This is a genomic window from Halopelagius inordinatus, assembly GCF_900113245.1.
In the GTDB taxonomy this organism is placed as follows: Archaea; Halobacteriota; Halobacteria; order Halobacteriales; family Haloferacaceae; genus Halopelagius; species Halopelagius inordinatus.
The window spans coordinates 328,573-353,730 of record NZ_FOOQ01000002.1 but is presented as its reverse complement, the minus strand read 5'-3'; the positions used below and the strand labels follow the sequence as shown (position 1 = coordinate 353,730).

Below are 25,158 nucleotides of genomic sequence, written 5' to 3'. Positions count from 1 at the left end.
CGACGAAAAGACGACTCGTGACCGAGTTACTCCTCTGCGACGAGTATCTCGGGGCGTTCGACGGCGAACTCGCCGCCCCGCGCTTCGACGGTGCGAGTCGGCCACTCGCCCGTCTCGGTCAGCACCTCCGCGCCGTCGTCGGTGACGAGGACGGTGTCTTCGGACTTTGCGCCCCGGACGGTCGGGTTGTAGGCGTACGCCATCGGCGCGTGGACCGGCCGTTCCTCGTCGGGGGCGGCGAACCACTCGCGCCCGGCGAACCCGGCCGCGCCGCCTTGGTGGTGTTCGCGCCACTCGTCGGGTTCGCCCGCGTCCTCGTACGCGGTGACGATGTCGTCGAACACGTCGGCGGCGTCGCCGCCGTTCCGGGCCGCGGACTGCGTCGCCGCCAGTGCCGTCGTCTCCACCTGCATCGCCGCCTCGTGGCGGTCCTTCAACCACGAGGGCGGGTCGAACGCCACGGTTCGGGTGGTACTCGCGTACAGGCCGCCGCGTTCTCCCGTCACGGAGACGAGCGCGTAGTCGCCGAGTTCCGCGAACGTCGGCGTGTAGTGGCGGTACGCCTGCGCCCTCTCGGCCCCGCCGACGAGGACGACGGGCGCGTCGACGTTCCGCGTCGCGAGTGCGATTCTGAGTGCGGCGGCGACTTCGTGTTCCGTGTCGCCGGACTCTATCTCGCGGGCGACGCGTTCGACGGCCGCCGCCACGTCAGCCCCGAGTTCGCGGTAGCGCTCTACGTCCGTCTCCGAGAGCGGTTGCCTGAGTTCCGTCGCGTCGACGCCGTCAAAGCCGGGCACGTCGAAGTCCGCCGCGGCGTCCCCGTCCGTCCGGTCGGCGACGGCCTCCGCGAGAGAGGCGTCGTACCACGCCGCCTCCGCCACGTCGAACGCCGCGGGGAGTTCCTCCTCGCGGAGTCGGTCGGCTTCGATGTTGTCCGTGACGACGCGCCACCCCTCGTCTCGGTCGTACCCCGCGGCGGCGACGCCGATATCCGCGTGACGGTCCACCGCGTTGCTCCCGCCGGTGAGCCACGAAAAGGAGTTCGGGCGGGCGAACCAGACGGAATCGATGCCCTCTCCGTCGAGATAGTCGTCGAGTCGTTCGCGTCGGTCCGCGAGGTGCGTCCGGACTCGTTCGTCGTCGGTCATCGTCTGTGCGTTTCGACGCGGGGACTTGAAACGTGTCGGTGCGGCGGGTCCGGCGGCGTCGGCCCGGATGTCGCCCGTACGCGAGCGAAACTCTCCGAGATAGTGCACCCGACGAAAGGTAGAGCGATTCAAGTGCGTTCGACCCCGAGGTGGCGGTATGGACACCCGTCTTCGTCGTCTCGTGGCCGCCTCCTTCGTGCTCACGGGCGTGCTGATGGTTCTGGGGGTGTACACCGCCGCCGCCGGTGCCGGACTCACCTGCGCCGGTCGGTGGCCCTTCTGCGACGGCTTCCTCGGCCTGTTTCCGGCCAACTGGAGCAGTTTCATCGAGTGGTTCCACCGCCTCGTCGCGATGGTGACCGGATTCCTCGTCCTCGGAACGACGATTCTGGCGTGGCGCGAGGGCGCGGCACGGCGGATTCGGGTCGCCCTCGCCGCCTCGACAATCCTGCTTCCCTCGCAGATCATCCTCGGCGCGTTGACCGTGACGACCTACCAGTGGGTGGTTCTGACGGCCCACTTCGTCACCGCTTCGACCATCTTCACCGGCGTCGCCCTCGCCGCCGCGTGGACGTTCGAAACGGTAGACCCCGACCGAATGGAACGCGTCCTCGCCGTCGCGGCGGCGGGCCTCCTCGCGATGACGGTCGCGACGCCGCACGCGTTCGTTCCGTTCGGCCCGAACGTCCAAGCGCTGTACTACGCGGTCGGTCTCGGGGCGTACGCCGCCCTCCTCTGTGCCACGGTTTGGACGGCGTCGGTCACCGAACGCGGGTTCCGGTCGGGTCTCCGCGCGGCGACCGGTTCCGCCGCCGTCCTCACTATCTCGTTGCTCGTCCTCGGGCGACAGGTGTACGGCGGCGGGTTAGAGTACGTGTCGCTCGCGGGGACGGCCACCGCGTTCGGCCTCACCGCCGCCGCGGTGTGGATTCTGCACGAACGCGCGCGGTCGGGGTCGGTCCGCGGCGTCCCCGGCGGGAGCGACTGAGAGACGACCGGTACCCCCCGTTTCGACCGCCGCCGAGCCGTCATCCGGGATATCTGACGATTCACCCGAACCGAAGGGATGTTATACCTCGATACGTTACCCCACACTGTCATGGATAGACGTACGTACATCAAGACCGGCACTGGTGCCGTCGTTGGCACGCTTCTGGCCGGTTGTACCGGCGGCGGCGGTAGCGGCGAGGGTGAAGGCGAAGAGACCACGGCGTCCGGCGAGGAGACGACGGAAAGCGAGACGACCGAAGGCGAGCAGACGACTTCGAGCGAGTCGAACGAACTCCCCGACAAGGTCGTCATCGGGTCGGACATCCCCTATCGTCCCTTCGAGTACGAGACGACGTCCGGCGAACTGACCGGGTTCGACGTCGACATCGCGAAGGCCGTCTTCGAGGGCGAACTCGGCATCGACTACGAGTTCAAGCCGACGAGTTTCGACTCTATCATCCCGTCTCTGAACAACAACAACTTCCGCGTCATCATGTCCGCGATGACCATCAACGACACCCGCGCGGAGAAAGTGGACTTCTCCGAGCCCTACTTCACGGCGTACCAGACGGTCATCATCCCGACGGGAAGCGACATCTCCTCGAAGGAGGACCTCAAGGGCAAGAACATCGGGGTCCAGAAGGGGACGACCGGCGCCTCCGCCGCGGAGGGACTCAAAGAGGAGTTCGACGGCGACCTGACGCTCAAGAAGTACGACCAGATTTCGGGCGCGTTCCAGGCGCTCATCAACGGACAGGTCGCGGCCGTCGTCAACGACAACACGGTCAACGCCGAGTTCGTCAACGGGAACGGCGAGGGTGAGGCCGTTTTCCTCGAAGGCGAGGGCGCGGCGGAGGACGCGGGCAAGGACGCCCCGCCGTACCTCACGCTCACCGTAGAGGAGTACGGTATCGCGTTCCGCCAGGACGACGACGGCTTCCGAAAGCAGGTCAACGAGGCTCTCGCCGCCGTCCGAGAGGACGGGACGTACGAGGAAATCTACGCGGAGTACTTCGAAGGGTAACTTTCGGACCCGTCTTTTTAACACAGACAGACGTGATTCGAACCAACAATGGCTGATTCATACTCGGGGACTGCGTCCGACGCAGACGGGGGTGGTGGTGCCGATTCACCGTTCTTGGACGACACGGTGTTGAAGTACATCGGGGCCGGGATAGCGAGTCTGTTCGCCCTCGGAGTGCTTCTCCTCATCGTCTATATCGTCACGACGCAGGTCGAATTTCCGCTGATAGCGACGATTCTGCCGCAGTTCATCGACGCGTACGTGTTGGTGCTCGGAATCGTCGTCACGTCGAGCATCCTCTCGGTGTCGTCGGGCGTGTTCGTCGGACTCGCGCGCGTCTCGAAGACCAAGATCACGAACGGAATCGCCGGGGCGTACGTCCAGTTCTTCCGCGGGACGCCGCTTTTGTTCCAGATATTCGTCATCTACTTCGGTATCCCGACGCTGTGGCCGGGGACGTTCCCCATCTCGAACTGGGGACTCCCGACGGCCGTCATCGCTCTGACGCTGAACCACGCCGCCTACGTCGGCGAGGCGGTCCGCGGCGGCATCAACGCCGTCCCGGACGGACAGATGGAAGCGGCGCGTTCGCTCGGGATGGGCTACGTTCAGGCGATGCGCGAAGTCGTCGTCCCGCAGGCGTGGCGGAACGCCCTCGCCGCCGTCGGGAACGACCAGGTCATCCTCGTGAAGGACACCTCGCTTCTGACGGTTATCGCCGTCCCCGAACTGATGCAGCAGTTCCGTGACGTAAACAGCGCGACGTTCGACCCGTGGACGCCCCTCGTCCTTGTCGCGATAGCGTATCTCTCTATCACGATTCCGATGGGCAGACTCGTGTCCTACCTCGAAAACCGCTCCGACTGGGGAGGTGACCGCAGATGAGCGCACCGCTCCTCGAGTTCGACGAGGTGGACAAGTTCTTCGGCGAGACGCACGTCCTCAAAGACGTCTCGTTGGACATAGACGACGGCGAAGTCTGCGTCGTCGTCGGTCCGTCGGGCTCCGGAAAATCGACGCTGCTTCGCTGTGCGAACCGTCTCGAAGAGATTCAAGACGGCGAGATTCGGCTGGACGGACAGTCTATCTCCGACCCGACGGCGAACATCAACTACCTCCGCCAACGCATCGGCATGGTGTTTCAGTCGTTCAACCTGTTCCCGCACAAGACGGCGTTGGAGAACGTCACGCTCGCCCCGGAGAAGGTCAAAGGGATGAACGAATCCGAAGCGCGAGAGCGCGCGGAATCGCTCTTAGACCGCGTGGGTCTCGACGGTCAAGCGAACTCCTACCCGAACCAACTCTCCGGCGGCCAGCAACAACGCGTCGCCATCGCGCGCGCCCTCGCGATGGACCCCCGAGTGATGCTCTTCGACGAGGTGACGAGCGCGCTGGACCCCGAACTCGTCGGGGAAGTGCTCGGCGTCATGCGGCAACTCGCCGAAGAGGGGATGACGATGATGGTCGTCACCCACGAGATGGGCTTCGCCCGCGAGGTGGGCGACCGAATCGTCCTCATGGCCGACGGCCGAATCGTCGAGACGGGCGAGCCGAAACAGTTCTTCGAGAACCCGGAAACCGACCGCGGTAAGCAGTTCCTCTCGAAACTCCTGTAACCCGTTCTCGATTCCGGTCCCTCGGTCGCAGTCTCGCCGCCTAACCTTCATCTTCGTTTCGACGCAGACGCCACCTCTATCCGCCCTGAGCCCGTAATTACGTTCGTGAGCGTACTGGAACGAAATCCGAACAGAACCGAAGACAACGAGCGATCGACCGTCCGAAAAGCCGTCCTCTTCTGCCCCGACTGCGGCCGCGCGGCCCCGCCCGACGAGTGGGAACGGACCGCCCGCGACGGCGTCGAAACGCTCGAGTGTCCCGCGTGCGACGCCACCCTCACCGCGCGTCCTCGCGCCCTCGCGTGAGCGAACCCCGGCCCCCGATTTTTCGTCGCCCTCGAAACGGTGCCACACCGACGCCGACGACTCCGCCGGAACGTCCGGCCGCGGGCGAGAGAGACGCGCCCGCTCAGAAATCCGTGAGGCTGAACTGCCCGTCGTCTTCGTCCGCCGACTCCTCCGCGTCGTCGTCTTCGGCTATCTCTCTATCTAACACGTCGTCTCCCCCGTCTTCGTCGCCCTCGCCTCCGTCAGCGTCGGTCGATGCGGGCGACCCGGGCGCGAACGCGTCGCCCGCGTGGTCCGCGATGGCGTCCTCGCGGAGGTCCTGTGCGTCTTCGACGATGGACTGGACCTTGTTCGTCGTCTCGCCGCTTCCGGTGACGTAGGAGACGGCGGTTTCGTCGAAGTCGTAGTGGGCGGCCATCGCGACGGTCAACTCGCGGGGCTTGCAGTGGTGCGTCATCGCCGAGAGGAACGGCAGCACGTCGCTTCGCGCGGTGGCCATGCTGAACCCACCCGACTCGGCTATCTTCCGCACGACGTCGTCGCGGGTCTTGTTTCGGGTAGAGCGGTAGGGCGCGCCGCCGTACTGCGTCCACCCGCCGCGGGTTCGGTTCCGCGAGGCGGCGACGCCCGCGGCGAGGTTGTCGGTCGCGTACCGCCAGTACGAGTAGTTCTGCGACGCGCGGACGCGCCCCAACCAGACGTCGGCGTTCGCGAGGAACTCGTAGGCGCGAGCGAGTTCGTCCGCCTCGTAGACGAGAGACACCTTGTCTTCGACCCACTTCACCAGGTCGTCGGGCGTCTCGTCCACCGAGTACGCAGACTGGAGGGCGTCCCGGGCGGACTCCTCTTTGAGGACGGCATCGAGGAACTCGAAGAGACCGACCGCCTTGTCGCGGGACCCCGTCACCACGTCCTCGACGGTCAGACGTTCCTTCCCGTCGGCGGCGGCCTGCAGGTCGTTGACCGCAGAACGGAGGTCCCCTTTGTTCACCTCCGCGAGGTGGTCCAACGCCTCCGAGTCGAACTCGATTTCCTCCTTCCGGAGGATATCTCGGAGGACGGGGACGATAGACCGCGAGGAGACGTCGCGGAACTCGATGTCCTGCGTGGCGTTGCGTAACCCGTTTGCCATGTCGTAGTACTCGTTTGCGATGAGGACTATCGGCTGGTTCGACTTCTTGACGAGGCGGGTGATGGCCCCGGCGCCTCCCCGGTCGTAGTTGCCGTGGATGTTGTCCGCCTCGTCTAAGATGACGAGTTGGCGGCCCCCGCCCCCGCCGTTCGACCCGCCGGACGTCGACCCCGAAAGCGTCGTGTTCATCGCGGCCCGACCGGCGAATCGCTCGATGACGTCCGCCGTGCGCTGGTCCGAGGCGTTCAGTTCGACGGACTCCCATCCCATGTCGTTTGCGAGTGCGTGCGCCGCGGACGTCTTGCCGACGCCCGGCGCGCCGTGAAGGACGACGGCCTCCCGGTGGTCGTCCCACGTCTTCGCCCACTCCTCGAACGCGTCGCGGGCCTTGTTGTTCCCGCGCACCTCCGCCAACGTCGAGGGGCGGTACTTCTCCGTCCAGTCGCTCATTGTCGAAGGAAAGCGCGAAGCGCGTTTAGTGGTTGCGGAGCGCCACTCATCGGCCACCGTCTTCAGGTCGAATCGAGGAGCGAACCCCCGCCAGTATCGTCATCCGGGGCGACCGTAGCCACGCCCCAGAACGCCTCCGTTCGCTTCCGCGCTGTTGCAAAGTAACCACTCTCGAATAGCAACTTATATTAAATCACGACTTGGTATTGTTAATAAGATGCGACAGACTCGACGGCGGTTCCTCGGTGCCACCGGAGTTGCGATGGGGGCGGTCACTGGATGTCTCGGTTCGGCGGCCACCGATTCGACGTCGGGAGGCGCCTCGTCCGACGGATCGAAGACGGCTCAGGCGTCGTTCTTCGTCGTCTCGGATTTTGCGACGCGCGTCGCAGAGGGGGCCGCGGCCGTCGAGAACCTCGTCCCGTTCGGACAACACGGCCACGGGTGGGAGCCCGGCCCGGAGATTCAACGCGACGTCCTCGGGTCCGACGCGTTAGTTTACGTGGGGGAGGGGTTCCAACCGTGGGCGGACAACGTGGTACGGAACGTTCGCGAAGACGGAGCCGACGTCGCGGTCATCGAAGCGTGGGAGGACGTAGACCTGCTCGAAGCGACCGACGACCGCGACCACGAGTCCGAATCCGGCGACGACCACGAGTCGGACGGCGATGGTCACGAATCCGACGGCGACGGCCACTCCGAGATGGACCCGCACTTCTGGCTCGACCCCGACCGAGCGAAACAGTCGGTAGAAACGATTGCCGACGGACTCGCTTCGGTCGACCCGGACGACGAGTCGGCGTACGCGGAGAACGCCGACGCGTTCGCAGACCGTCTCACCACCCTCGACGAGACGTTCGAAACGCGACTCGACGGTCGGACGAGAGACGCCGTCCTCGTCGCCGGTCACAACTCGTTTCGGTATCTCGGCCGGCGGTACGACTTCCGCGTCGAAGCGCTGAGCGGTCTCGCACCCGACTCGACGCCGTCGCCGAAAGATATCACTCGCGCGCAGGGAGTCATCGACCGACACGACGTCGAGTACGTCCTCGCGCCGGTGTTCGAGTCCGACCGCGCGGCGACCCAACTCGTCGAGGAGACGGACGCGACGGGCGTTCTCCCGTTGACTCCGGTCCCGAGTCTCACCGAGGAGTGGACCGAGGAGGGTTGGGGGTACGTCGACGTGATGGAGAACGTGAACCTGCCGTCGTTGGCGAAGGCGCTGGGTGCGGAATGACCGCCGTCGAACTCTCGAACGTCACGTACGGATACGAGGGGGCGCCCGCCGTCGAGGACGTCTCTCTGAGCGTCGAAGAGGGCGAGTTTCTCGGGCTCGTCGGCCCCAACGGGTCGGGGAAGACGACGCTTCTCAAGCTAATCGTGGGACTGCTCCGCCCGGACAGTGGGACGGTCACGCTGTTCGGCGAACCCGCGCACGACTTCTCCGACGGGACGCGCGTCGGGTACGTCGCACAGGAGACGACGGGCACGGAAAGCGGGATGCCCATCACGGTTCGGGAAGTCGTCTCGATGGGACGGTACCCCCACGTCGGACTCGGCCGGTTCGGCGAGGACGACGTAGAACGCGTCGAGGCGGCGTTAGAGACCGTCGGCGTCTCTCACCTCGTGAACCGCCGCCTCTCGACGCTCTCTGGGGGACAGAGACAGCGCGTCTTCATCGCGCGCGCTCTGGCCGGAGACACGGACCTGCTCGCACTCGACGAACCGGCGGTCGGTATCGACGCCGAGTCCCGCGAGGAGTTCTACGAACTCCTCGGGACGCTGAACGACGCGGGGATGACGGTTCTGCTCGTCGAACACGACATCGGCGTCGTCACGGCGTTCGCCTCGACAGTCGCCTGCATGAACCGGCGGTTGTTCTTCCACGGGGACTCGCTTTCGTTCTCCGAGAGCGACGCTCTCCGCGAGGCGTACGGCGCGAACCAACGACTGCTCGACCACACCCACTGAACCGTGTCTCCGACTCCCCTCACCGTCGAGTTCGTCACGGAGATGCTCGGCTACGCGTTCATGCGGCGCGCGTTCGTCGCGGGGGCGTGCATCGCAGTCGTCGCACCTCTCGTCGGGTCGTTCCTCGTCCACCGCCAACTGGCGATGATAGGTGACACCCTCGCGCACACGGCCTTCGCGGGCGTCGCAATCGGTCTCTTCCTCGGGAACCTCCTCGGGGGTGCAGTCTCGCCGTATCTCACCGCACTCGTCGTCTCCGTCTTCGCCGCGCTACTCGTCGAACTCCTCTCCGAGCACACCGACGTCTACAACGACGTGTCGATGACCATCGTTCTCGCCGGGGGGTTCGCCCTCGGGACGGTGTTGATAAGCCTCACCAGCGGCGGCATCGCCGTCAGTGTCAACCAGTACCTCTTCGGGAGCCTCTCGACGCTGACGCGAGACAGCGTGCGGATACTGGTCGGACTCAGCGCGTTCGTCGTCGCCGTCGTCGTCTTGACCTACCGAAAACTGCTGTACGTGACGTTCGACGAGTCGGCGGCGCGCGTCGCGGGCATCGACGTCGAGTGGACGAACCGCCTGCTCGTCGTTCTCACCGCACTCGTCGTCGTCGGCGCGATGCAGATGATGGGCGTCATCCTCGTCGCGGCGATGCTCGTCGTTCCGGTGGCGGCGGCGACGCAACTCGCTCGGAGTTTCAGAGAGGCCGTCTGGTTCGCCGTCGTCGCCGCACAGGTCGCCGCGCTTTCGGGGACGACGCTCTCCTACGCGTACGGCGTCGCCGCCGGGGGTACCATCGTCCTCGTCGCGATAGTCGTCTACCTCGTCGCCGCCGTCGCCGGACGCGTCGGGGTTCGACGCCCGGCGTGACGGCGAGAGACGCGTGCGCCGAGAGAGCAAAAGCGCCGTCTCCGAACCGCGACGCCTCCGAAAGTGATGCCGGAGACGATGTGTCTGATTTAGTTAATGTGGCAATCAGTATTTGTCCCGTCGGCGGGTACTCCTATGCATGGGAGACACCCGTTCGGTCGTGATGGACGACGAACAAAGAGCCGAGTTCCTTCAGTCGGGCGGCACCGGCGTCTTGTCCTTCGGCGAGGACCGAGACGAGGCCCCCTACTCTCTCCCGGTGTCGTACGGGTACGACTCCGGTAGCGGCCATTTCTTCTTCCGCCTCCTCGTCGGCGAGGAACGGGAGAAACGAGAGCAGATAGAAGACGGGCGACCCGTCTCGTTCGTCACCTACGCGGATACGGACGACGGATGGCAAAGCGTCGTCGCGGCGGGGTCGCTCGAACGAATCGACGACGAGAACGTGGACCCGGAGACGCTCGACGAACTCCGACGCGTCCACATCCCCATCGTCGACGTCTACGACAGGCATCCCCGGGAGTTGACCTTCGAGTTCTTCCGACTCGACCCAGAGGAGATAGACGGACGGACGGAGACGGTGAGAGAGGACTGACGGACGGCGGACGGAACGAACGGGGACGGTTCGCGTCGGCACCGCCCACGACGATGCCGCCGTGACCGTCGGCAGGGCGATATCGCCGGGGTCAGAACGTTATCCTGCCGACATCTTATCACAATCGGCGGCGTACGTGTTCGGTATGACCGACTCGATATCTCTGGCCCGCGACGAAGTAGACGAGTTCCTCGGCGACGGCGGAACGGGCGTTCTCGCTCTCGCGGACGAAAACGAGTCGTACGCGATACCCGTCTCCTACGGCTACGACCCCACTGGCCCGCATCTCTACGTCAGACTGGGGTACGCGCCGGAATCGGAGAAGCGCGACTTCGTCGAACGCACCGAGACGGCGTCGCTCGTCGTCGACAGAGACACCCCCGACGGATGGACGTCCGTCGTCGGACGCGGACGACTGGAGGAGGTGACGGAGGTGAGTCTCGACTCGACTATCGCGCGAGCGATTCGACGCGTGAACATCCCGTTCGTCACGATATACGACCGTCCGGCCCGAGAGTTGGAGTTTCAGCTCTACCGGCTGGTCCCCGAGGAACTCACTGGGCGGAGAGAACGACAGAGCGAGTAGTCGGACTCCGTGCGACTCGACGGTACGCCCGAGCGACGCTTTTTTGCGCGCGTTCCGTGCGTCGGTCTGTGATTTCAGCCGAGTCCCTGACGGACCGCGCCGGTCCCCGACGGCCTCTCTCGGTGAATGACTCGCTCTTTCCCGCCGCCGTCGAGACGAGTCGCCTGCGACTCGAACGCGCCGGGATGTGCGGTCTCACGTGCGAGTGGGACCGCGACCGAGGCGAACTCGGCATCTGGCTCCGCAAGCGGTTCTGGGGCCGCGGGTACTCTGGCGAACGGACGCGTGCACTGATGCACCTCGCGTTCGAGCGGTTGGACCTCGGCCCCGTCGCCGTCGGGGTTGCGGCGGAGAACGACCGGTCCCGCAGAGCGGTTGAAAAGTACATCGACGCCGCGGGCGGCCGATTCGAGGGCGTCGTCCGCCACGGACGGACGTTCTTCGACTCTCTCGGGGGCGCGTGACTCTCTCCGTCCCTCGCGCCCTCACAGTTCTCGGGCGACCATCTCGCCCCAGTGTTCGAAGCCGTATCGGTCGTAAAACGCCTGAGCGCGCTCGTTTTGGCGGTCCACGTCGAGCACCATCCGGTCCAACGGGAGGTCCTGAGCCTTCGCGCAGTCGAGTGCGGCGTCCATCAGGTCGTCCGCGACGCCGGTGCCCCGGTAGCCCGGCAGGACGAAAATTTCGTTGAGGACGGCGGCGTCCCAGACGAACGACAGCGATTCGGGGAGGACGAACGAGTAGCCGACGACTTCCGTCTCGTCGGTGCCGTCTCCGGTGCTCTCGGCGTCGCCGCCCTCGACGACGGCGACCGTCACGCTGTTCGGGTCCTCGTCCACGCACTGTTCGACCCAGTGAAGCCACCGCGCGCGGTAGTCGGCGGTCAACTTCGCCTCGTACGTCGGTAGTTTTCCCTCGCCACCCGTCTCCGACCCGATTCCGAGTTCGAAATCGCGCTTTCTGTCCCACAGTCCGGCGGCGTCGTCCGTCGTGTACGGTCGAATCGTCGCGTCTGGTGTCTCGCTCATGTGTGCAGTATTCGAAGCGTCCACTATGAACGCTCGGACGGCATCGCGCGTCAACACCTACCACATTAATATAGGAGTGTGTGATTGTACCTCTACCATGGAACTTCCGTTCGACAAACGGGCCAGGCGGTTCGTCCTCGGCGTTCTCGGAGCCGCCACCGTTCAATCGTGGCTTCGCGCGTGGCACCGCCGATGGCTGGCAACCGCAGACGAGAGAGACGACTCGCTTCCGGGCGACGACGTCGTCCCGGACGCGAATCTCGTCCGAACGCACGCGGTGACGGTGGACGCACCGCGAGAGGCGGTGTGGCCGTGGCTCGTTCGAATGTGCACGGACCGGACGGAGTTGTCGGGCGACGAACTCCGCGGCGACGACGAGGGGACGGAGACGCTCCTCCCCGACGCCCGACTCCCGACCGTCGGCGACGCGGTTCCGGCGCTTCCGAGCGGCGACGACGGGTTCGTCGTCAGCGTTCTCGACCCCCAGCGGTCGCTCGTCCTCGCGTCGATGGCGGACGCGTTCGGTCGCAGAGAGGCCGAACCCGGCGAATCGTCGCGGTGGTTCTGGCGGACCAGTTGGGCCTTCCGACTCTCGGAACCGGCGTCGGGCCGGACGCGACTCGTCGTCAGAGTCCGCGTGAGTTACGGGCCGAAACTGCTCGCTCCCGTCGCACACCTCGTCGCGTTCCCGCTTCACTTCCTCGCGCAACGGCGCAAACTCCTCGAAATCAAATCGAGCGCCGAATCGCTCGCCTCCGAGTGGGGCGACGACGAACGGCAGCGACATCTCTGAGCGTCCGAGGCGCAGTCGCCCCGCCTCCGGTCGTACCGGTCGCAGTCACCGTTTCACGAGGAGTCTCGACCGGTCGTCGCGCGAGTCGCGCCCGCGTCCGTCTCCGTCTCCCTCCCGGACCGTGCGTCCGACTCCGATTCTGACTTCGACGCTGTCACCTTGTCCCGACGCCCGTTCTCTCTGAGGCGCACGCCGACGACGAACGCCGAGAGAACGAGCAACATCAGTTGTATCCCCGACATCGCCACGGGGAAGATGCGCTCTACGTTCTCCGGTTCGGCGCCGGGCGAGGGGTCCGCGCCGGTGCTGTAGTGGAAGTTCCGCGTCGTCCGTGCCGGTTCCGCGGGCGAGACGTCGACGAACGTCTGGACGAGTCCCTGTTGGTTCGACAGGTAGAGCCTCCCGTTGACCGTGTAGAACGCGTCGTGAACCGGGTAGAACGCGTTGACGCCGTTGGCGAACAGGTCGGGGAGGATACCGCCGCCGACGAGAGCGACGATACCGACCCACGCGAGTCTGACGCCGCGCGACCCGAACCGCGTCCGAAGACGCGAGACGGAGCGAACGCGCGTGTCGTAGGCGACGAGGGCGACGAGGACGGCAGGGAGGAGAAAGGTGTGCAAAAGCGCGCGGTGCGCCCCCGGGAGGACGAACCCGGCGAAGGTGTCTACGTCCGGAAGCGCGGCAGCGACGACGACGACGGCGGCGGCGCGCTTATCGAACCCCGCGCCGAGCCGTCCCGCACCGAGAAGCCCCCCGACGGCGACGTGGACCAGCGTCGATGGCATGAGAGTCAGTGGCTCGGGTTCCGCCTTGAATGTTCGTCTCCGAGCGGGGCCGTCATCGTCGTTCGTCGAACCCTCCCTTCGGTATCCTTTTGCGGCCATCGCACCCATGTTCGACCGATATGGCACGGCGCGAACGGACCCGAGGGGGCGGCGGACCGTGACGACGGTTCCGCGCGACGAACTGGCCCGGCGCATCGCGGGCGAGATAACGTTGAGCGACGACCCCGGCGCGACGCTTCGAAAGTGGCGAACCGACTTCGACGTCTCACAGACGGCCTTGGCCGGGCAACTCGACGTCTCCTCGTCGGTCATCTCGGACTACGAGAGCGGTCGGCGCGAGAGTCCGGGCATCGGCGTCGTCAGGCGAATGGTCGAGGCACTCCTCGACATCGACGAGTCGAGAGGCGGCGAACGCATCCGGCGGTACGCGCGCGTCATCTCCGCGGGGTTCGAGAGCGACATCGTCCAAGACCTCAGAGAGTACTCCACGTCGATGCCGCTCGAACGCCTCTACGAGACGATGGACGCGACGGAACTCGTCCGCGGGGACCACGACGAGATAAGCGGCCACACGGTGATAAACAGTATCGAGGCCATCACGCGCCTCTCCTCCGAGGAGTTCTACCGACTCTACGGCCAATCGACGAGTCGCGCGCTCATCTTCACCGGCGTCACCCGCGGGGAGTCACCCCTCGTGGCCCTACGCGTCGTCAACCCGACGCCGCACGCCGTCGTCCTCCACGGACTCGACGAGGAGGACCTGTGGGAACACGCCCCCTCTCTTGCGACCATCGACGGCTTCTCTCTGGCCATCGCGAACCGCGATTTGGACGACACGCTCGAAGACCTACGGAAACTCCCGTAACGAGACCGGTCGAACTGCCGTTCCTTCTCTCCGCGGCCGAGAGAGGGTCTTCCGAGCGCTCTCGAACGCCCGTTACTCGACGTACTCGTACTTGCGTTCGTTCATGCGGCCCCATCCCGTGAAGACGAACTCGCCGTCGGGGTGGGTGAACTCCTCTACGTCGACCTCTTTGTCGTGGTTGTGGACGTCGTGGACCAGTTCGTACTCGTCGTACGAGAGGTCGTAGCGACGCGCCAACTGGTCGTCGACGTCGAGTGCGGTCACCTCCTCTCGCCACCCGTCGCGGACCGTCTCGGCGTGAATCTCCGCTTGCGCGCCGGACCCGTACGACCCGACGAGCATCCGCTTGCCCGCCATCTCCTTTCCCTCTTCCGCGGCGGTTTTCAGAGCCGAGAGGCGCGCGATGTGGACCGACCCGGTGTACCAGTTTCCGATCTGACTGGAGATGTTGATGGTCGGGTCGATGACTCGCTCGTACCACTCGCGGTACTGTTCCGTCTCTTTCAGTTCGTCCATGTAACCGCGGATGGCCTCCTCGTAGTCGTCCCACGAGTCGTACGCCTCCTCGCGCGGTTGTCGACCGATTTCGGACTCTAAGGCGTCTTCGACGTCCGTTCCGCGGGTCATGTGGCGGTAGCCGAGAAGCGCCGCCTTCCGGACCATCCCGGGGAACGGCGTGTGAAACGGAATGTAGTCGAAGTCGTCGGGGTGGGTGTCGCCCGCGACTGACTCGTAGTCCTCCAACGCTTCGCGCATCCGCGCGAGATACACCTGCACCGACCGCTTCCCGTCGACGCTCGGGAACTGCTGGTTCGGCTTCAGGAAGTCCGTCTCGTCCGCGCTCCCGTAGCCCTGTTCCGTCGAGAGTTCGACGACGCTCGGTTCTTCGGTGATGAGCATCGCCACCGCGCCCGCGCCCTGCGTCGCCTCGCCGGGGTCACCGCGCGCGTACAGAGCGGTGTCAGTCGCGACGACGAGTGCCGCCCGCCCGCGGTTCCGACCGGCGCGAATCCAGTTGTACGCGTCGTCTATGCTCTGGGTCCCCGCGAGGCAGGCGAACTTCCGTTCGCCCTTGTTCGCGTGGTGGAAATCTCCCTCGTACACCTGTTCGAGACAGCCCGCGATGTACGTCGAGACGGGTTTGGAGTTGTCGAACGCCGACTCCGTCGCCACGTCGATGCGTCCGATGTCGTCCGGGACGAGTCCTTTCCGGTCCATCAGGCTCTTTGCCGCGTTCGCCCCCATCGTGACGATGTCCTCGTACACGTCCGGGAACGACGACTGCTCCAAGCCGATTCCCTTCGTGTACTTCTCGGGGTCCTCTCCCTTCTGCGGCGCGAACGTCTCCGCCAAGTCGAGTTTGAGCTTCCCCGTTCGAATCTCGATGGCGTCTATGCCGACGGCAGTCATGCAGAGACCTTCTGATTCCTCACGTATGGGTTTGTCGATGAGGTGTTACGTCAGTCGTCGAAAAACAAACGAAGTTAGTACGGGTCGGTGGCGGTGAAAGTAATCGTCTCCGAACTCCCGTCAGCGTACGTGAGCGTGACCGTCACCTCGCTGTTGGTCATGTCCACCGGGCTTCCGCCGTTGTTTTGGAACTGATACATGTAGATGGTTGCCTGACTCCCGGAGTTCAAGATGGCGTCTTGGGTCAGCGACTCAGTGTCGCCGAGGCGGTATGGAGTACCAGTGTCGCCGTAGTACGGCGGGCCGCCGTCCATCTCCAGTAGTCCGTCGGTGGACGCGTCAATGAACACTTCGTGTTGACCGTCCTGATATTCCCCACCGGCGTCCTCGCGTATCTGCCGCGCTTGGCTCGCACCGGTCTCGATTTGGATGTTGGTGACGGTGACCGAATCCGACCCGTCGTTGCGAATCTTGAACTGCGCGCCGCTGGTCGGACCACCGTTCGCTTTCGCGAGTCCACTGTCGGAGACGTACGAGACGCTCGAAGCAGCCGTTCCACCGCTTCCACTACCATCGCCCCCACCGCTATCGCCCGCGCTCGGGGTGCGCGGACTGAGCACCGACGACGGGACTTCCTCTTTCGTCCCGCCTGGCGGGAGCCACGAGACGGTCAGGACCTCTTCGCCCCGGTTCTCGTAGAAGTACACCGTGATGTTGTGACGGCCGCCGTCGAGCGTGACCGTCCCGCTCGCTTCTTGCACGGCGTGTTCGCCCCCGTTATCGACGACCTGATCCCCGTCGATATAGAGCCAACTGCCGTCGTCGGAATTCGTGTAGAACGTGTACTGGCCGTCCGACGGCACGTCGATATAGCCGGTGAAGGCGAAGGCGATGTCGTCGCCGCGGTCGCGCGGGCTGATCGAGAACTGCGGGACGTTTCCGGTCTTTTCCGGCGTCCTGTTGTCGAGGTCGAGATCGGACGGTTGGTCGTCCGAACCGAAATCGCCCTCGTAGTACCGGTAGTAGAGGCCGCTCGGTTCGCCAACGAGTTCGACCGTCAGTACGTCGCTATCTTCGGCCGCGGAGGCGTACACTTTCGCCCGGTCGTCGGCTCCGAGGACGCTCATCGCCGCAGTCGAACGCCCGTCACTCTCGGTCGTCCCCTCGGTGTTCTCGCCGTCGAACGACACTACTGCTGAGTCGTTCGAGGCGTAATCGACGCCGACACCGGCGATTCGGTCGGTCCCGCTCGTGGCCCGAGCGGTCATATCCACCGTGTTACCGACGACCGACTGGTCGATGACGATATCGACGTCGCTACTGCCGCTCTCGGAGACGCCGTCCTGCGAGACGATTTCGTCGACGTGCCATTCGAGATCGTAGAGCGACGAACTGTCACCGCCGCCGCCGGAGCCTGCGGCGTACACCTCGAACGCCGTCGTCACGTCGGATCGACTCGATCCGTCGTACGACCCGTCCGAGGGCTCCTTGTCGAAACTCGCGCGAATCTCGACCGTCTCAGTCCCGTCGGGGACGTACTCGACGGTGACGCGGCCGTCGGCGTCGGTTCGAACGTTCGAGAGAGTTCCGGACTCCGTCCCGTTCGGGGCCACGAGGTCGCCGGACCCGTTTTGGACCGAGAGGTTCACCGACTCGCCGGAGAGGGGGTTGTTGTATCGGTCCCGGACCTCGAAAGTCAGCGTGGCCGTCGCGTCGCTTTGGATGCTGTACGGCGCGCCGCCAACGCGGGTGAGGTAGTGCGCCGACGGTTGTTCGACACCGTTGCCGACGCCGACCGCGCCGACTCGAAGGTCGTAGGTCGGTCCGCGCTCCATCTCGATGACGACGCTGTCGCCGGGACCGGGCCGAACGTCGTGGACGTACGCTCCGTTGGCGGTGTTTCCAGAACCGTCTAACTGCTCGGCGCTTTCGAGGATGGTCGTCCAGTTACTCGCAGTGAGTTCCGTCGGCACCGTGAGCGTCACGTTTCGATTCGAGTCGTTGCTCGTGACGGGGACGGTCCGGACTGCCGGACTCACGGAGCGCACATCGACACTGGCCGTTCCGACCCCGCTTTCGGAGTAGTTGCCCGTCAAGAGGACGGGCGAGAGAGTTCGACCGTTGACGAGTGATTGACCAGAGAGCGTGCCGTTGTAGCCGCTGTCGAAGCGGTTGTACGCGACGGTGTTCTCGTAGACGGTCGTCGGGGCCTCCTGACGGCGGTTGTAGTTCGGAGTGTAAGCGAGCGATTCGGTGGAGAACTTGAGCGACCCGCTGACGTAATCGTCCGTTTCGTCTTCCCGCGTCGCAACGTTCGACACCGTGAACGTTCCCAACTCTCGTGTCCGTAACGACCCCGAGGCGACGCCGGGATTGACGAAGAACGTCCGACTCGGATAGCGCGTCCCGAGAGTCAGTTCTGCCGGGCGCGTCGTCGGTCCCGACGCGCTCTCGACGAGCGCCCCGCGGAGCGACGTGAACTCGTCGTGGACCTGCTGGTTGTGTTGGAACTCTATCTCCTCGTTTTGGTCCGGGACGACGGTCGCCTGGTACATCGACATCGAAATAACGACGAATCCGAGCAGCAGCACCGCACCTATCTGAACGGTGACCGCTCTCTCGTCGTCCCGGAATCGCATACGTCGGATAGAGTGACAGTCCGATAAAAGAGTGCCGCCCCTTTCGCAGAGGAGACCTGTCACGCCCGCGAGATTTTCCGGCTACTCGTCGTCTTCTTCGACGACTTCGGGGTCGCTCAGCGCGCTCTGGAGGCTGTCGAGTCCGTTCACCCACTCGGAGACGAGGCCGTACTCCAACTCGTCGACGATGGCCATGTCGAGTTCGTCGCCCTCTATGATGCGCGTCCCGGCCTGCACGAGGTAGCCGAGTGCGGCGTCTAAGTCCTCTTCTTGTTCGGCCGCGGCGGCCGCTTCGATGTACTCAGAGAGCGGAGCCTCTTCGGCGGGGCCCGCGGCGATGTACTCCTCTGCGGCGTAGAAGACGCAGACGAGGCTGGTCTGGACGCCGTCGATGAGCATCAGTTTGTCCTGCCGTTCCTCCTCGTCGTCGATGTCGAAGTCGGGTTCTTGGAGGACGATGTCGCGGACGCGTTCGAGTTCTTCGAGCGCAGTCTCCTCGTCGAGTGTCTCTTCCTCGTGGGCGGAGACGATTTTCGCGACGGCGATAGCCGCGTCGTCCTGGAGATTCAAGAGCAACCGCGCAGAGTCCTCGTTCTCGGGGTCGAGTTCCTCTTCCTCGACGCGGGCGAGCCAGTTCTGCCAGCGGTCTCTCGTGTAGTAAGTCTCCTCTGCCTCGGTCATGTATCCATCATCCCTGTCGGGACTCAAAGGCCTTTCCTATGCACGCTCACCGAGAGAGTGTGTCCCGCGTGTCAACCCCGTACACGCGCCGCGGCGTCTCGACGTGGGCGTTCTCGACGGCGTCGTCCAGTCCCTCCTCCAGTAACCACCGGACGCGACGCGGGACGGTCTTCGGGCCGAGCACCGCGCCCGGCCGGTCGGGGTCGTCCACGAAATCCGTCTCCATCAGGAACGGCGCGCCCTCCGCGGCGGCCCTCTGCAGGCGGTCTTTCTCGCTCATGACGCTCGGCGTCGGTCCTGCGAGCGTTCCCCCGGCGTAGTGTTTGACCACCTTTTCGGCGGGAAGCCCCCGCTCTTCGGCCCACTCCGCGATTTCGGTCAGGTCGTCCGTCGCTTCGGTGTGTAGTTGCACGGGACAGTCGAGGTCAGCGCCCAGAGAGAGCGCGTGTTTCAGCACGTCGTTCGAGGCGTCCCACACCGCGTCGGACACCTCGTAGTGCGGGCGGCCGGATTTGAGCGCGAGCGCTTCGCCCTCGCGGACGTACTCCGCGGCCGCGTCCAACCCGGCCTGCATCAGGTCGCGCGCGTCGCCCGGCGAAAACCCCTTGTCGTCGGTGAGGCGGGTGACCAGTCCGGGGTGGACGCCGAGGACGGGCCACGCGCGCCCGGGGAGTTCCGCGTCCGCGTCGGCGACCGCAGAGAGCGTCTCGTCGAAGACGGCGCGGAAGTCATCGCCCCTCTCGGCGTCGACGCCGAGGAGCCACGAGGGTTTGTTCACGACGAGGAGGTGGGTTCCGCCGAGGCGGCGGAAGTCGCGGACTGCGTCCACGCCGCGGCCGTGCGCCGGGTCGAGGTGCAGGTGGTTGTCCAAAACCGGCGTCCCGAGGTCTTCCATGGGCGAGTCGTCGGCCGCCGAAACAAAAGAGTGCTCGCTTCCGGTCGCCGCCGCGCCGCCGCCGAACGCGCGTCGTTCCCGGCGTTTCAGCTCTCTTGGCTCTCCTCGTCGTCCTCCGCGTCGTCGTACCCGACGAGGGTCGGGCCGTCGTCTTGGTCCGGGTCGTCGGCGTCCGTCGTGTCGTCACCCGCCCGCGCCCGGTGGGCCGACGAGTCTCGCTCGGCGTCACCGAGCGTGATGCTGTCGGACGCCGCGTTCCGGAGGGCGTCCGAGCGACCGTACTCGCCGGGCGAGATGGCGAGCGTCCGCAGTCCGTAGGCGTTCGCCGTCTCGATGGCGGGCTTGAAGTCCGTGTCGCGGGACGCGATTGCGACCACGTCGGCGCGCCCCTCCACGGCGAACCGCGTCAGGTCCACCGCGAGGCGAACGTCGACGTCGCCGCTGGTGACGACGACTTCGAAACCGCGGGCTTCGGCGGCCTGAATCAGTCCGGGCGTCGCGTGTTCGTCCAGATAGAGGCGTCTGGCCGCCGGGCGTCCGACCGTCGCCGCCGCCTCCCGAACGTCGTCTAGGTCCACGTCGAACTCGTCGCGCAACACGTTGGGACCGTCGACGAACAGGGCGACGCGGGGTCTGTCGTCCGACTCGCCGGCCGCGCCGCCGCCGCCAGCGTCGTCGTCGGCGAAAAAGGCTGTGAACCCGTCCATATCGCCGATTCCTCCCCGACCGGCATGAACCCGACGATCAGCGAGGGGCGTGTCCGGGGCGGGTCGCGCCTCCGCCCCCCGACGACCCGGTCTGCGAGGCGACCGTGTAATAGAACTAATGTCGGATAATCCGTCCGAAAATCACAGTTTTCGTGCAATAGTTCTGGAATATACTAGATGAACATACACCTATTATGGCCTTATTGACCACACTTAACAAGTAGTGGACGAAGCTAGCGGACGAGATGGTCGATTCACCCGGAAAGAGAGCCGAACCGTTCACGATAATCCAAGAGATGAACGACCACGGTGCGATGACGGTCCGCGCGCGGGAGACGCACGCGACGTACCAAGTCGTAGAGTACGGCGACGAGTCGGTCCGGTCGCGCGTGGCGGACCTACCGGCCGGGTCGCAGGTGCGGATAGCTATCTCTCGCGTGGGAGGGCGCGGGAACGCGTGGCGCGCGAACGAGGTGTTGCCGGGAACGCGGACGACCCTGTCGGCGGCGACGGTGCCGGACGCCTGAGTCGCGGGAGACCGACCGTCTCCGGCGTGGTCCCCGGAGTCGAGGCTTCGAGTCGCGGTTTACCGTTCGTTCACGGAGAGGACTTTCCCCGCCGCGATGGTCTGTCCCATGTCGCGGATGGCGAAAGAGCCCAGTTCCGCTATCTCCGAGGAGGGTTCGACCACGAGGGGTTTCTGCGGTCGGAGCGTCACCACCGCGGCGTCGCCCGCCTTGATGAAGTCGGGGTTCTCCTCTGCGACTTCGCCCGAAGAGGGGTCGAGTTTCTTGTCGATGGACTCGAAGGTGCAGGCCACCTGTGCGGTGTGAGCGTGGATGACCGGCGTGTACCCGGCGGTGATGACCGAGGGGTGTTGCATGACGACGATCTGGGCTTGGAACGTCTCGGCCACCGTCGGCGGGTCGTCGGCGGGACCGGCGACGTCGCCGCGCCGGATGTCGTCCTTACCGATGCCGCGGACGTTGAACCCGACGTTGTCGCCGGGGCCGGCCTCCGCGACTTCCTCGTGGTGCATCTCCACCGTCTTCACCTCGCCGGAGACGTCCGAGGGTTGAAACGAGACGTTGTCGCCCGTGCGGAGCATCCCCGTCTCGACGCGTCCGACCGGAACCGTCCCGATGCCGGAGATGGTGTAGACGTCCTGAATCGGCAGGCGAAGCGGTGCGTCCGTCGGCGGCGACGGTTCCGGGAGGTTGTTCAGCGATTCGAGGACGGTCGGCCCCTCGAACCACGGCATGTTCTCGGATTTCTCGGCGATGTTGTCGCCTTCGAACGCCGAGATGGGGATGAAACTGGCGTCGTCGGTGCCGAATCGAACCTGCTTCAGCAGGTTTCTGACTTCCTCTTTGACCTCGTCGTAGGTGGCTTCGCTGTAGTCGACGACGTCCATCTTGTTGACCGCGATGAGGAGCGTCTCGATACCGAGCGTCCGCGCGAGGAAGACGTGTTCGCGGGTCTGCGGCGCGACGCCGTCGTCCGCGGCGACGACGAGGACGGCGTGGTCGGCCTGCGACGCGCCCGTAATCATGTTCTTGACGAAGTCGCGGTGACCGGGCGTGTCGACGATGGTGAAGTAGTACTTGTCCGTGTCGAACCGCTGGTGTGCGATGTCGATGGTGACGCCGCGTTCTCGCTCCTCTGCGAGGTTGTCCATCACGTAGGCGAACTCGAAGCCCGACTTGCCCTTCGCCTCCGCCTCGTCGCGGTGCTGTTCGATGATGTGTTCGGGAACGCTCCCCGTCTCGAACAGGAGTCGTCCGACGAGCGTGGATTTGCCGTGGTCGACGTGTCCGATGATGGCGAGATTCTGGTGTGGTTTGTCGGTCATGGTACAGGAGGCTCTGCGTGGCCTTCGTCGTAGATAGGGCGTCACGAGGGAAAACGCTTCCCCGGGGAGAAGCCTCTACACCCCGAATATCGCGATAGTTAGAACGTTCCGGGGCGCATCGCTCGGACCATATCCGCGAACGTCGCCGTCCGGCGAACGTCCGCGTCGGCACGCTCCGACTCGGTAGACGAATTTACTACAATCATACTTACTAATTCTGTCCGTGGAGTAATAAATCTACGTGGCGGTTCTCCGCGACCCGTCGGGAAACAGAGAGCGTCGAAGCGGTATTCGAAATCCGCGCGTGACAGGGTTACCTCGCCGGTGCCGGCCGTTCCGCGGGTTCCTCTCTCGGGAACTGACGAATCGTCTCGGCTCTGAAGCCCTCCTCGTCGAACTCGTACTCGCGGTCGAAAAACTCCATCAACTGCTTGGTGTCCCGCAGCGAGTTCTTCATGCACGTGGAGGCGCCCGGCGAAGGCGTGATGTTGAAGATGATGTTCTCGCCCGTAATCTTGGCCTCGCCCATGTCCAGGGATTTCGCCTCCGTGTCGACTATCTGCGGTCGCACGCCACCGTACCCTTTCGCTCGCTCGATATCGTCAAGTTCGACGGTCGGAACGACCTTCTTCACGTTCGGCAGGAACGCCCGCCGTCCGACCTCCGGAAGGTCGTAGACGAGGTTTTTGAGGACGTAGGGGAACAGGACGCGGTCAGAGAGGATGTTGGCGTAACTCAGGAACGAGTCGCTGTTCAACTCGAACACGTCGAAGAAGTCGCCGACCGTCGACAACTCGCCGCGTTCGAGCGTCGGAACGACCTTCGCCGTCGGTCCGAACCGAGTGACGTTGCCGTCGTGGACGTCCGCGTCGCCGTGGACCGCCGCGAACGGCAACTTCTTCATCTGGAGGGTGTACACCTTCCCGTTCAGGAGGTTGTCGTCCGCGAGGAAGAAACTGCCAGCGACCGGGAGAAGCGACTTGTTCTCTCCGTACCCCATCTTCTTGGCTATCTGGAGGCTGTGAGACCCTGCTGCGACGACGGTGACGTCCGCCTCGAAGTCTCTCGCGTCGGTTTCGACGGTGAACCCGTCGCCGTTCTCCTCGATGCCGCGAACCTGCGCGCCGGTGAAGACGTCGACGCCGTCTTCCTCCGTCGCGTTCTCGACGAACGACTTCGCGGTTTCGCCGTAGTCGACGACGTATCCGTCCGGCGTCTGGAGAGCGAGCATCTCGGTTTCGGGGTCCCGTCCCTCGACGACCATCGGCTCTCGCTCCGCGATTTCGTCCCGGCCGAGAGCCCGGAGTTTCGGGTAGAGGTCGCCGAACCCCTCGTCGTCGTATCGCGCTTCGAGTTTCTCGACTTCGTCGTCGCCGACGGCCAACACCATCTTGCTCCGCTTGCTGTGCATCTCTCGGGCGGGGTCTTCGTTCTCTAAGTACCCCGCCAGCATCTCGGCGCCCTCTTTGACCTCCTCTGCCTTCTCTAGGGTGTAGTTGGTCTCGATGTCGCCGAAATGGAGCGTTTGGGAGTTGTTCGTGTTGTGCGAGTTTATCGCCGCGATTTCGTCCTCTTTCTCCAGTAGCGCGACTCGCTCTACGTCGGTGAACTTCGAGACAGTGTAGAGCAACGAGGCTCCGCTAATTCCTCCGCCGACGATAACGAGGTCGTATTCGTCTATCATTGTTTACGTTCTCTCGCGTAGAACCGCACTACCCGTCCTGTCGAAATCCGACCACTTCTTGATACCGATGTTCGACGGTGAAGGCCGCCGCGGGTTCGCGGCGTCGGAAAAGTGCTACCGGCCGCGAGTCAGCGTCTCGGGTCGTCCGAACCGGCCGACGGCGCGGCGTCGAGAGCGTACCGTCGGTTCTGTTCGTGCCACGCCTCCGCGGGAAGTCGCTTCGGGTCCCGGTGGGTGAGGTCCGTACCCTCGTGTGAGAGGCGGAGTTCGCCCCCGCGGACGCGACAGCGATAGACGACGTTGACGATAGAGTGGGGGTTACCTTCCTCGCCCGGAGCCAGAGAGTAGACGTCCACGAGTTCGACCGGTTCCACGTCGAGACCCGTCTCCTCTCGAATCTCGCGGACGACCGCTTCCTCTGCGGACTCGTTCGGGTCGACGTACCCCCCTGGAAGCGCCCACTGTCCGCTTTCCGCCCGTTCCATCGTCAGAACGTTCCCCTCGTCGTCGAAGACGGCGCCGACGGCACCCACCTTCGCCGAGACGTGCCCCACCTCCCCGCGAAGCGACTCGCGGACGGCGGTCGGTGGGGCGTCGAGGGCGCGCCCGTAGTAGTCGGTCACGAGTTCGAGGACGCGTTCGTACCGCTGTCGGTCGTACGCGTTCTGCGGGCCGTCGCTGTACTCGATGCCGTTCTGTGCGATGACGCGAAGTTCGTCTAACAGTTCGAGGATGGCGATTCCCCTCCCCGCCGCCTCCTCTCGCCGTCGCTGAAGTCCCCGGTCCACGACCCACCGTCTCTGACGGGCGAATAAAGGTTCATCTGTTCGTCTTTGAGTCTGTCTCGAAAGATCACTACATCGTATCTCGGGCCGCTCCGCGTCGGTCTTCGAGTCGCGTTCGGACCCCGCGTCAGCGGTCGTCCGCCTCCGCGTCGCCGCGTTCGACCCGCCAAATCTCGACGTCCCAATCCGGCGTCTCGTCCGACGGCGACTGGACCAGCCACCCTCCCTCCACGTCGATTCCGTTCTCGACGGCCTCGGACAGGAGACTCCGCAGTTCGTCCGTGAACTCTCCAGTCGTCGTCACGTTCCCCCCGCGTTCTCGCGTCATAGATTCTCGTTATCGCTCGATGGACACGGTATG

27 protein-coding genes are annotated in these 25,158 nt (G+C 65.0%); 14 read left to right on the top strand and 13 right to left on the bottom strand.

The features are described from left to right. Positions 1 to 26 precede the first annotated feature (26 nt). Positions 27 to 1,148 carry a M24 family metallopeptidase gene (locus BM167_RS09530; RefSeq protein ID WP_092893054.1) on the bottom strand — a complete coding sequence of 374 codons (1,122 nt, stop codon included), beginning with the start codon at positions 1,146 to 1,148 and terminating at the stop codon, positions 27 to 29. A gap of 157 nt (positions 1,149 to 1,305) precedes the next feature. On the opposite strand from BM167_RS09530, the gene BM167_RS09525 reads away from it, so the two are divergent. From BM167_RS09525 to BM167_RS09505, 5 genes are all read left to right on the top strand, one after another. Further along, positions 1,306 to 2,136 carry a COX15/CtaA family protein gene (locus BM167_RS09525; RefSeq protein ID WP_092891861.1) on the top strand — a complete coding sequence of 277 codons (831 nt, stop codon included), beginning with the start codon at positions 1,306 to 1,308 and terminating at the stop codon, positions 2,134 to 2,136. 111 nt (positions 2,137 to 2,247) lie between these two features. Then, entirely contained in the window at positions 2,248 to 3,162 is a 915-nt protein-coding gene (locus BM167_RS09520) for a basic amino acid ABC transporter substrate-binding protein (protein WP_092891859.1), read from the top strand. Positions 3,163 to 3,210: 48 nt separating this feature from the next. Beyond that, positions 3,211 to 4,047 carry an amino acid ABC transporter permease gene (locus BM167_RS09515; RefSeq protein ID WP_092891857.1) on the top strand — a complete coding sequence of 279 codons (837 nt, stop codon included), beginning with the start codon at positions 3,211 to 3,213 and terminating at the stop codon, positions 4,045 to 4,047. Continuing rightward, positions 4,044 to 4,778, top strand: a complete 735-nt coding sequence (locus BM167_RS09510; protein WP_092891855.1) for an amino acid ABC transporter ATP-binding protein — start codon at positions 4,044 to 4,046, stop codon at positions 4,776 to 4,778. Before BM167_RS09515 ends, BM167_RS09510 begins: the two co-directional genes overlap by 4 nt. A 105-nt stretch (positions 4,779 to 4,883) precedes the next feature. Continuing rightward, positions 4,884 to 5,084 carry a DUF8106 domain-containing protein gene (locus BM167_RS09505; RefSeq protein ID WP_092891853.1) on the top strand — a complete coding sequence of 67 codons (201 nt, stop codon included), beginning with the start codon at positions 4,884 to 4,886 and terminating at the stop codon, positions 5,082 to 5,084. 103 nt (positions 5,085 to 5,187) lie between these two features. Here the strand turns inward: BM167_RS09505 and BM167_RS09500 are convergent, their stop codons facing one another. Continuing rightward, the gene (locus BM167_RS09500; RefSeq protein WP_092891851.1) at positions 5,188 to 6,648 is read right to left on the bottom strand and encodes a replication factor C large subunit; all 1,461 of its coding nucleotides are present in this window, start codon (positions 6,646 to 6,648) and stop codon (positions 5,188 to 5,190) included. A gap of 217 nt (positions 6,649 to 6,865) precedes the next feature. Between BM167_RS09500 and BM167_RS09495 the strand changes: the two genes are divergently transcribed. The 6 genes from BM167_RS09495 (at position 6,866) to BM167_RS09470 (ending at position 11,134) form a co-directional block, all read left to right on the top strand. Continuing rightward, complete coding sequence (locus tag BM167_RS09495) at positions 6,866 to 7,885, top strand: metal ABC transporter substrate-binding protein (RefSeq protein WP_092891849.1); 1,020 nt, start codon at positions 6,866 to 6,868, stop codon at positions 7,883 to 7,885. Further along, the gene (locus BM167_RS09490) at positions 7,882 to 8,619 is read left to right on the top strand and encodes a metal ABC transporter ATP-binding protein (RefSeq protein WP_092891847.1); all 738 of its coding nucleotides are present in this window, start codon (positions 7,882 to 7,884) and stop codon (positions 8,617 to 8,619) included. Before BM167_RS09495 ends, BM167_RS09490 begins: the two co-directional genes overlap by 4 nt. A 42-nt stretch (positions 8,620 to 8,661) precedes the next feature. After that, positions 8,662 to 9,489 (top strand): metal ABC transporter permease, encoded by an 828-nt coding sequence (locus BM167_RS09485; protein WP_092893052.1) that lies wholly within the window; start codon positions 8,662 to 8,664, stop codon positions 9,487 to 9,489. 163 nt (positions 9,490 to 9,652) lie between these two features. Beyond that, positions 9,653 to 10,084 carry a pyridoxamine 5'-phosphate oxidase family protein gene (locus BM167_RS09480; protein WP_245781337.1) on the top strand — a complete coding sequence of 144 codons (432 nt, stop codon included), beginning with the start codon at positions 9,653 to 9,655 and terminating at the stop codon, positions 10,082 to 10,084. 145 nt (positions 10,085 to 10,229) lie between these two features. Beyond that, a complete protein-coding gene (locus BM167_RS09475; RefSeq protein WP_092891843.1) occupies positions 10,230 to 10,670 on the top strand; it encodes a pyridoxamine 5'-phosphate oxidase family protein in 441 nt (146 codons plus the stop codon). Positions 10,671 to 10,738: 68 nt separating this feature from the next. After that, the gene (locus BM167_RS09470; RefSeq protein ID WP_245781336.1) at positions 10,739 to 11,134 is read left to right on the top strand and encodes a GNAT family N-acetyltransferase; all 396 of its coding nucleotides are present in this window, start codon (positions 10,739 to 10,741) and stop codon (positions 11,132 to 11,134) included. Positions 11,135 to 11,155: 21 nt separating this feature from the next. Here BM167_RS09470 and BM167_RS09465 read toward each other — a convergent pair whose 3' ends face one another. After that, a complete protein-coding gene (locus BM167_RS09465) occupies positions 11,156 to 11,698 on the bottom strand; it encodes a GNAT family N-acetyltransferase (RefSeq protein ID WP_092891841.1) in 543 nt (180 codons plus the stop codon). Positions 11,699 to 11,795: 97 nt separating this feature from the next. Between BM167_RS09465 and BM167_RS09460 the strand changes: the two genes are divergently transcribed. After that, on the top strand, positions 11,796 to 12,491 hold the full coding sequence (locus BM167_RS09460; RefSeq protein ID WP_092891839.1) for a hypothetical protein: 696 nt from the start codon (positions 11,796 to 11,798) through the stop codon (positions 12,489 to 12,491). Between the two features lie 53 nt (positions 12,492 to 12,544). Here the strand turns inward: BM167_RS09460 and BM167_RS09455 are convergent, their stop codons facing one another. Continuing rightward, entirely contained in the window at positions 12,545 to 13,279 is a 735-nt protein-coding gene (locus tag BM167_RS09455) for a metal-dependent hydrolase (RefSeq protein WP_092891837.1), read from the bottom strand. A 157-nt stretch (positions 13,280 to 13,436) separates the two neighbouring features. Between BM167_RS09455 and BM167_RS09450 the strand changes: the two genes are divergently transcribed. Then, a complete protein-coding gene (locus BM167_RS09450; RefSeq protein WP_177213363.1) occupies positions 13,437 to 14,144 on the top strand; it encodes a helix-turn-helix domain-containing protein in 708 nt (235 codons plus the stop codon). Between the two features lie 72 nt (positions 14,145 to 14,216). On the opposite strand, the gene hmgB is transcribed toward BM167_RS09450, so the two are convergent. From hmgB to BM167_RS09425, 5 genes are all read right to left on the bottom strand, one after another. Continuing rightward, the gene (gene hmgB, locus BM167_RS09445; RefSeq protein ID WP_092891833.1) at positions 14,217 to 15,554 is read right to left on the bottom strand and encodes a hydroxymethylglutaryl-CoA synthase; all 1,338 of its coding nucleotides are present in this window, start codon (positions 15,552 to 15,554) and stop codon (positions 14,217 to 14,219) included. 74 nt (positions 15,555 to 15,628) lie between these two features. Next, positions 15,629 to 18,193, bottom strand: a complete 2,565-nt coding sequence (locus BM167_RS09440) for a PA14 domain-containing protein (protein WP_092891831.1) — start codon at positions 18,191 to 18,193, stop codon at positions 15,629 to 15,631. Positions 18,194 to 18,274: 81 nt separating this feature from the next. Then, positions 18,275 to 18,874, bottom strand: coding sequence for a DUF2150 family protein (locus BM167_RS09435; RefSeq protein WP_092891829.1), 600 nt, complete (start codon positions 18,872 to 18,874; stop codon positions 18,275 to 18,277). A gap of 46 nt (positions 18,875 to 18,920) precedes the next feature. Next, positions 18,921 to 19,769: a TatD family hydrolase gene (locus tag BM167_RS09430; RefSeq protein ID WP_092891827.1), complete on the bottom strand. Its 849-nt coding sequence runs from the start codon at positions 19,767 to 19,769 to the stop codon at positions 18,921 to 18,923. A gap of 86 nt (positions 19,770 to 19,855) precedes the next feature. Further along, on the bottom strand, positions 19,856 to 20,476 hold the full coding sequence (locus BM167_RS09425) for an NYN domain-containing protein (RefSeq protein WP_092891825.1): 621 nt from the start codon (positions 20,474 to 20,476) through the stop codon (positions 19,856 to 19,858). Positions 20,477 to 20,721: 245 nt separating this feature from the next. Here BM167_RS09425 and BM167_RS09420 point away from each other — a divergent pair, with 245 nt between their 5' ends. Next, on the top strand, positions 20,722 to 21,003 hold the full coding sequence (locus BM167_RS09420; RefSeq protein ID WP_092891823.1) for a DUF7999 family protein: 282 nt from the start codon (positions 20,722 to 20,724) through the stop codon (positions 21,001 to 21,003). Between the two features lie 59 nt (positions 21,004 to 21,062). On the opposite strand, the gene tuf is transcribed toward BM167_RS09420, so the two are convergent. From tuf to BM167_RS18470, 4 genes are all read right to left on the bottom strand, one after another. Continuing rightward, a complete protein-coding gene (gene tuf, locus BM167_RS09415; RefSeq protein WP_092891821.1) occupies positions 21,063 to 22,328 on the bottom strand; it encodes a translation elongation factor EF-1 subunit alpha in 1,266 nt (421 codons plus the stop codon). A gap of 313 nt (positions 22,329 to 22,641) precedes the next feature. Beyond that, on the bottom strand, positions 22,642 to 24,012 hold the full coding sequence (locus BM167_RS09410; RefSeq protein ID WP_092891819.1) for an FAD-dependent oxidoreductase: 1,371 nt from the start codon (positions 24,010 to 24,012) through the stop codon (positions 22,642 to 22,644). A gap of 128 nt (positions 24,013 to 24,140) precedes the next feature. Further along, positions 24,141 to 24,800: an NUDIX hydrolase N-terminal domain-containing protein gene (locus BM167_RS18880; RefSeq protein ID WP_218153785.1), complete on the bottom strand. Its 660-nt coding sequence runs from the start codon at positions 24,798 to 24,800 to the stop codon at positions 24,141 to 24,143. Positions 24,801 to 24,924: 124 nt separating this feature from the next. After that, complete coding sequence (locus tag BM167_RS18470; RefSeq protein WP_092891817.1) at positions 24,925 to 25,125, bottom strand: hypothetical protein; 201 nt, start codon at positions 25,123 to 25,125, stop codon at positions 24,925 to 24,927. Positions 25,126 to 25,158: the final 33 nt, after the last annotated feature.